Genomic DNA, 6,950 nt, shown 5'->3' with positions numbered 1-6,950 from the left:
ACCCCCACGGCGTCGACCCCCACGGCGTCGACCCCCACGGCGTCGACCCCCACGGCGTCGACCCCCACGGCGTCGACCCCCACGGCATCGAGCCGCGCGGCCTGCGATGCCGCTGACGGAACGGTGAGCAGCAGCCGCAGGCGCTCCCGGGGGAGCGGCGCGAGCGCGGCCCACGGCTCGGCGAGCTCCGCGAGCACCGCGACGTCCGGGGTGCCGAGCATCGCGCCGAGGTGGTCGCGAGCCCGGCCCGGGGCCAGCAACCCGCTGTGCAGCGCCTCGCGGATCAGGCGCAGCGCCGCACCCCGCAGCACCGGGTCGCCGCCGTCGACCAGCTCGCCCACCAGCTGGTCCGGCCGGGCCACGTCGGCGGCGGTGATCCCCGCGACAGCCTGGTACAGCAGCTCACCGGCCGGCTCCGAGCACACCGTCCCCGGCTCGTTGACGATCTCGGCCCGGAGCCACGCGATCTGCACGGCGACCGGCAGCCCGGCGGCCCGCCAGCGCGGCCGGTGCTGCCGCGGGACGTGCCGCCAGAGCCGCTGGTACAGCCCGGCCAGCACCAGCGCGGTCTCCGGCGGCCCGGCAAGAGTGTCCGGGAGCAGCCCGGCCAACTCCGCCAACTCGGACTCCTCGACCCGGGGCTGTGCGATCCGCGCGCCGAGCCGGTCCAGGCCCAGATGCCGCAGCCGAGGGTCGTCCTGACGCACGAGAAACCTCAGCACCGCGAGCGGGTAGTCCGGCCCGCGGAGGTGGGTGGCGAACCAATCGAGGTCGCCGCGCCGCGCCGCTTCCCGAACCGGTCCCCGCACTGGCGTCATGAGGACCGATGCTAATCGGGGCCGTCGCCGCACCGTCCGCCAGTGAGTGGCGCCCTCGGCCGGTGCGGCGTGGCCGGCCGGATGGGCCCGGACACCGAAGCGGTGGCCCGATGTGGATCGGGCGGTCGGACGCTCGGCAGGTCAAGTCAGGCCGATCGGCCACTCATCCAGGCATTCCCATGGCCGATGGAGTGGGCATACATATCGCGTGTTGTTGCCAAAGGAGGCGGCATCATGAAGGCTCAGGTCAGTTCATCCGCTGGTGTGCGGGGCCACGTGTCCCCTGCGGCGGGTTCGGCGCCGACGCGGACGTATCAACCACTGACATGGATCAGGCCGAGCACGGGTCAGGTGCTCGCGGCCAGCGCTTCCGCTCTGGGCAAGGCGTGGCTGACGATCATCGTCGGCACGGCGGTGCTCGTCGGAGCGGGGATTGTGATCGCGCTGGTGCTGACGACGATTCTCGGTGTTCTCGGGCTGGATGCCGCCGACTCGTATTCCTGACCCCGGGGCGACCTCGTCCGGCGCGGGGGTGGCACCAGCGGACGGAACCGGTGACATCCCCGCACCGAGCGGGGTCAGTACACGTACGGCCAGGCGGAGGAGTCCCAGCCGAGCAGGTTGATGCCGAGGCGGGCGTCACCGGCGGACGTGTAGTAGTGGTAGACCAGCACGTCGGCGTCCGTGTCGGTGAAGACCGCCGGGTGTCCCGGGCCGTAGATGCTGCCGTGGGTGGCCAGGATCTCGGTGCCGCCACCGGCCGTGGTCAGGGTGCCGGCGCGGTCCTTGTACGGGCCGGTGATCGACGTGGACCGGGCGACCATCGTGCGGTACGTGCTGGACGCGCCCTGGCAGCAGAAGTCGAACGACATGAACAGGTAGTAGTAGCCGGCGTGGTAGAAGACGTACGGTGCCTCGACCGACTTGCTGTTCACGAAGCGCTCGGCGATGTTGTAGAGCGTGCTGTCGGCGCGCTTGCCCGTACTCGGATTGATTTTGACCATCTTGATGCCGGACCAGAACGAACCGAACGTGAGCCACCACTCGCCGGACGGGGTGACCGTGAGGTTCGGATCGATCGCGTTCCAGTTGCTGCTGGTCGTCGACTCGATGATCTTGCCGTAGTTGGACCAGGTGCCGGCCGCGCCGGTGGTGGAGGCGGCCAGGAAGATCGCCGACTTGCTGGAGCCGAACGTGGAGGCGGCGTAGTACATCAGGTACTTGCCGCCGTGGTACGAGATGTCCGGCGCCCAGAGGGTGGCGCTGCCGCCGGTGTAGTCGTTGGCCCAGGACGTGCCGCTGGGGAACGCCTTGCCGGCGTCGGTGAACCTGGTCCGGTCGGGTGAGGTCTTCAGCGTGATGCCGTCGCCGGTGGTGGCGAGCAGGTAGCCGCCGCTCGGGGTCTTGGCGATCGACGGGTCGTGCGCGCCGGTCGAGCCGGTCACCACGCCGGGGTTCGGGTAGGTGGCGGCGCTCGCCGGTCCGACGCCGAGCACGGCGACGACGCCGGTCAGCCCGGCCAGCAGCAGGGTACGGAAGCGGGTCTTCATGGGGGGATTCGCCCTTCCGGGAGGGGTGGGCGGCCCCGCTCGGGGAAACGGGGCCGCCCCATGGGGACGGGGGTCAGCGTAGTCACATACGTCTATGTGATTGCCAACATGTTAACGATCACATTTCGGAAGTCAAGCCGCTGCCCGGGCATGCTGGCGACGCTCACAACAAGATCGTGAGGTCGTGGCGGTTTGCGTTCGAGTCGGTGCGACTTCCGAGCCGGGGACCGGGCCTCCGAGAGGCCGGCGGGCGGGATCAGAAGCGGTCGAACTTGGCTTCCAGGTCAACCGGGGCGGTGCTCGTCGCGCTCATCGCCGGCGCCGAGTTCTCGTTGTACGCGCCGCCGCGGTCCCACGTGCCGCGGCCCGGGTTGGTGGCCGGCCAGGTCGCGTTCGGCTGGCTGAAGCTGCGCGACGACGACCGGTGTCCGCCGCCGCCCGTGGTGAAGAAGTCCATCAGGGACGTCAGCTGCGCGGTCTGCGCCGACATCTGTTCCGCGGTGGCCGCGAGCTCCTCACTGGACGACGCGGTCTGCTCGGTGACCTTGCCGATCTGCGACATCGCGATGTTGATCTGCCGGACCCCGGTGGACTGCTCCCCGCTGGCGGCCGCGATCTCCTGGACCAGATCGGACGTACGCACGATGTTGGGAATCATCGTGGACGACGACATGCGCGAAGCGCTCGACATGTTCGTGACCGAGGCGCGTGACCTGGTACAGGGCCTGGAAGAGGGCCTGCTCGAGCTGGAGGACCAGCCGTCCGGCGGCGAGGCGGTCAACGCGATCTTCCGGGCCGCGCACACCGTCAAGGGCTCGGCCGGGCTGTTCGGGCTCACCCACCTGGTCTCGTTCACGCACGTGGTGGAGACCGTGCTGGGCTCGGTCCGCGAGGGCCAGCTGCCGGTGACACCCGGGCTGGTCAGCGCGCTGCTGCCGTGCGTCGACCACATCTCGGCGATGATCGAGGGGATCGCGCAGGGCCGGCTCGAACCGGACGCCGCCCAGGCCGCCGACGGGGCCCGGCTGCTGACCGGGCTGGAGCCGTACCTGGCCGGCGGCCCGGCCGTGCCGGCGCCCGTCGGCGAGACCGAGGCGGCCGCCCCGCCCCAGGACGGCGTCTGGCACCTGGACCTGCGGTTCGGCCCGGACTGCCTGCGCAACGGGATGGACCCGCTGTCGTTCCTGCGCTACCTGTCCACGCTCGGCACGGTCACCGCCGTCAGCACCGACATCAACCGGCTGCCCGAGGCCGCCGAGATGGACCCGGAGACCTGTTACCTGGGCTTCACCGTGGACCTCGAGACGACCGCGCCGAAGAGCGAGATCGAAGCGGTCTTCGATTTTGTACGCGAGGACAGCGACATCCGGATCGCGCCCGCGGAGAGCCGGCTCGACGCGTACGTCTCCGCGATCCGGGCCATGCCGGAGAACGACCGGATCGGCGACGTGCTGGTCAGCAGCGGCGCGGTCACCGAGCTCGAACTGGCCGAGGCGCTACGCGTCCAGCAGGAACGGGCGGTCCGCGAGGGCACCCAGCCGGTGCCGATCGGGGAGATCCTGATCGAGCAGGGCATCGTGCAGCGCGGGATCGTGGACGCGGCGCTGTCCAGGCAGCGGCGCACCACCGAGACCCGTTCGCAGGACACCCGGACCATCCGGGTGGACGCGGCCCGGCTCGACAAGCTGATCGACCTGGTGGGTGAGCTGGTGATCGCGCAGTCCAGCACCGGGTTCACCGGGGCGGACACCGGCGGCTCGGGTACTGCCGGCTCCGGCGCTGCCGGTTCGGGTGCCGTCCGCTCGGATGCCGTCCGCTCGGATGCCGCTCGCTCGGACACCGCTCGCTCGGGTGCCGCTCGCTCGGACACCGCTCGCTCGGATGCGGCTCGCTCGGATGCGGCCAGCGAGGCGCAGGGCGAGGTGATGCGGCTGGTCGACGAGGTGCGGCACAGTGCGCTGTCGCTGCGGATGGTGCCGATCGGTACCACGCTGCGGCGGTTCGAGCGGGTGGTGCGGGACGTCTGCATGGAGCTCGGCAAGGAGGTGTCCCTGGTGATCACGGGTGGGGACACCGAGATGGACAAGGCTCTCGTCGAGCGGATCAGCGACCCGTTGCTGCACCTCGTACGCAATAGTCTTGATCATGGAATTGAGCAGGCCGCGGAGCGCCGTCGGCACGGCAAGGCGCCCCAGGGGACGTTGCGGCTGAACGCCTATCACGACGCCGGCAACATCGTGATCGAGGTGACCGACGACGGGCGCGGGCTGGACCGGGAGCGGATCCTGGCCAAGGCCGTGGAACGGGAGCTGATCGCGCCGGACACCGCGCTGACCGATCCCGAGGTCTACAACCTGATCTTCGAGCCGGGCTTCTCGACCGCGGCGACCGTTTCCAACCTGTCCGGCCGGGGCGTGGGCATGGACGTGGTCAAGCGGAACGTCTCCGCGCTGCGCGGGAGCATCGAGGTGGAGACCAACCGCGGTCTGGGCACCACGATCCGGATCCGGCTGCCGCTCACGCTGGCGATCATCGACGGGTTCCTGGTCGGTGTCGGACAGTCGTCGTTCATCGTGCCGCTGGACCGGGTCACCGAGTGCGTGGAGTTGCCGGTGGGGCAGCTGGGCCGGGAGTGCATGAACCTGCGCGGCGAGGTGCTGCCGTTCATCAGGTTGCGGGAGCTGTTCCACATACCGGGGCCGCCGGCGCGCCGCCAGAGCGTGGTGATCGTGGAGCAGTCCGGGCTGCGGACCGGGCTGGTGGTGGACAGCCTGCTGGGCGAGCTGCAGACGGTGATCAAGCCGCTCGGGGTGCTGTTCAGCCGGGTGAAGTGCATCAGCGGGTCGACGATCCTGGGGGACGGCGGGATCGCGCTGATCCTGGACGTGGGGCCGCTGATCACCGACCACTCGGACCGGGAGCAGACCCGGCAGGCGGTGCCGGTCTGATCTTGCGGTTTTAGTAACCGGGGACACGGTCGGCTATCACTCAGAACGCCGAGCGGATCCGGATCGGGCTCGACGGTCAGGCTCGGCTGCTGACCGCGTTCGGCGTCACCAACAGCATCTGGGACGAGGCCTACACCGCGATCGGCACTGCCGACACGGCGAGCTTCGAGCTCAACTTCCCGCCGGCCACCCAGCACGACGCGAACGACCTGGACGGCGTGCTCGGCATCGGCCCGGACGGCAGCCTGCGCGCCGGTGGCCTCACCACCGGCGGCGATGAGTACCTCGCCCTGCCGGCCGGATTGACCGACCCGGCCCTGCTCAAGCAGCTGTACGATCCCGGCGCCCCGGCCGGGACCGCCACCTGCGGCGTGCTGTCCGCCGGCGGGGGCTACCTGTTCTGCGGGCTGGGCGCGTTCCACAGCACCGGCGAGGGCACGCCGTCCGGCGGGTTCGTCATGCTCAAACAGCTCAGCGCCGACCGGCTCGGTACACTCGGCAAGGACCTCGACCTGAGCATCACGATCGCGGCCGGAGCCCGGTCCGGCGCGACCGCCCAGCCCGCGTTGACCAGCATGCTCGGCTCGGTCGCGGTGCACACCGCGGTCCTGGACGCCGACCGGATCGCGGTCGACGCCACCATCGGCACCCTCGACGGCGGCAGCCTGACCCTGGAAGCGATCCAGCCCCGGCCGATCTGCCAGGCCGCGACCCGTACCGCCTGGCGGCTGTTCGCCATGGTGGCGGTGGCCGGCGTGCTGCTGGTCGGGCTGATGCGCTGGTCGACCCGCCGGGCGCTGCGCGGCCGGGTCCGTCCGCTGCTGCGCACCACCGAGCAGATCATCGCCTCCGGTGATCATCGGCTGCGGATCAACGCGTCCGGCGCCGACGACCTCGCCGCGCTCGGCCGGGCGATCGACTCGATGCTCGACCGGATCAGCACCAACGAGCAGCAGCTGCGCACCGAGCAGGAGCAGCGCCAGCAGGAGGTGCAGCTCGCGCACGAGGAGCAGCGCGCGGCACAGGACTCCTCGCGGCGCGCTGCCAGGGAGCTGGTCACCGGCACGTCGGCGGCAGTCAACGAGCAGTTGGCGGGTGTGTCCGAGCGGGCGGCGACGGTGAGCGCGGCGGCCGGGCGGATCGAAGGTCAGGTCGCCGGGGTCCGGGACGCGGCGGGTCGCCTGCTGGTGAGCAACGAGGCGGCCGCCGGTGCGGTCGGCACCCTGCATGCGAGCCTGCGGCGGGTGGACGAGGTGGCCCGGTTCATCGGCGGGATCGCCAAGCAGACGAACCTGCTCGCGCTGAACGCCACGATCGAGGCGGCGCGGGCCGGGGAGTCCGGGAAGGGCTTCGGGGTGGTGGCCGACGAGGTGAAGTCGTTGGCGACGACAACCGCGGAGTCCACGGCGACCATCAGCGCGACCCTGGACGAGCTGAACGAGCACGTGGAGGCGGTCGTAGAGATCATGTCGACGATGAGCGGGGCGATAGCGGACATCGATGTGACGACCGCGCAGGCGCAGGTCATGACGGGGGAGCAGGCGAGCACTCTGAGCGCGTTGACGGGTGAGGTGTCGGCGGCGATCGAGCGCTTGGACCGGTTGGCGGTCTGATGGCGGGTTTGTCGCGGCCGG

Annotated in this window: 6 protein-coding genes; 3 read left to right on the top strand and 3 right to left on the bottom strand. The window is 70.8% G+C overall.

Annotated features, from left to right (window positions below):
- On the bottom strand, window positions 1-818 hold an 818-nt coding region (locus tag Apa02nite_RS17685; protein ID WP_203825952.1), incomplete at its 3' end, for a hypothetical protein.
- A gap of 234 nt (window positions 819-1,052) precedes the next feature.
- Between Apa02nite_RS17685 and Apa02nite_RS17680 the strand changes: the two genes are divergently transcribed.
- Window positions 1,053-1,322 (top strand): hypothetical protein, encoded by a 270-nt coding sequence (locus Apa02nite_RS17680; RefSeq protein WP_203825951.1) that lies wholly within the window; start codon window positions 1,053-1,055, stop codon window positions 1,320-1,322.
- 74 nt (window positions 1,323-1,396) lie between these two features.
- Here the strand turns inward: Apa02nite_RS17680 and Apa02nite_RS17675 are convergent, their stop codons facing one another.
- Window positions 1,397-2,368 carry an arabinan endo-1,5-alpha-L-arabinosidase gene (locus Apa02nite_RS17675; protein ID WP_067685195.1) on the bottom strand — a complete coding sequence of 324 codons (972 nt, stop codon included), beginning with the start codon at window positions 2,366-2,368 and terminating at the stop codon, window positions 1,397-1,399.
- A 256-nt stretch (window positions 2,369-2,624) separates the two neighbouring features.
- A complete protein-coding gene (locus Apa02nite_RS17670; RefSeq protein WP_203825950.1) occupies window positions 2,625-3,026 on the bottom strand; it encodes a hypothetical protein in 402 nt (133 codons plus the stop codon).
- Here Apa02nite_RS17670 and Apa02nite_RS17665 point away from each other — a divergent pair.
- Window positions 3,013-5,316: a chemotaxis protein CheA gene (locus Apa02nite_RS17665; protein ID WP_239164372.1), complete on the top strand. Its 2,304-nt coding sequence runs from the start codon at window positions 3,013-3,015 to the stop codon at window positions 5,314-5,316. The genes Apa02nite_RS17670 and Apa02nite_RS17665 overlap by 14 nt on opposite strands.
- Window positions 5,317-5,351: 35 nt before the next feature.
- Complete coding sequence (locus Apa02nite_RS17660; protein ID WP_307871969.1) at window positions 5,352-6,929, top strand: methyl-accepting chemotaxis protein; 1,578 nt, start codon at window positions 5,352-5,354, stop codon at window positions 6,927-6,929.
- The last annotated feature ends 21 nt before the right edge of the window (window positions 6,930-6,950 follow it).

It is taken from the genome of Actinoplanes palleronii (genome assembly GCF_016862315.1).
GTDB classification, from domain to species: domain Bacteria; phylum Actinomycetota; class Actinomycetes; order Mycobacteriales; family Micromonosporaceae; genus Actinoplanes; species Actinoplanes palleronii.
Note: the sequence above shows the minus strand (reverse complement) of the source record. Positions and strands in the feature narration are given on the sequence as shown.

Bases quoted from the DNA above. Each gene is read 5' to 3' on its own strand.
- Apa02nite_RS17680 (WP_203825951.1), top strand. From the start codon at position 1,053: ATGAAGGCTCAGGTCAGTTCATCCGCTGGTGTGCGGGGCCACGTGTCC.
- Apa02nite_RS17675 (WP_067685195.1), bottom strand. From the start codon at position 2,368: ATGAAGACCCGCTTCCGTACCCTGCTGCTGGCCGGGCTGACCGGCGTC.
- Apa02nite_RS17665 (WP_239164372.1), top strand. From the start codon at position 3,013: ATGTTGGGAATCATCGTGGACGACGACATGCGCGAAGCGCTCGACATG.
- Apa02nite_RS17670 (WP_203825950.1), bottom strand. From the start codon at position 3,026: ATGATTCCCAACATCGTGCGTACGTCCGATCTGGTCCAGGAGATCGCG.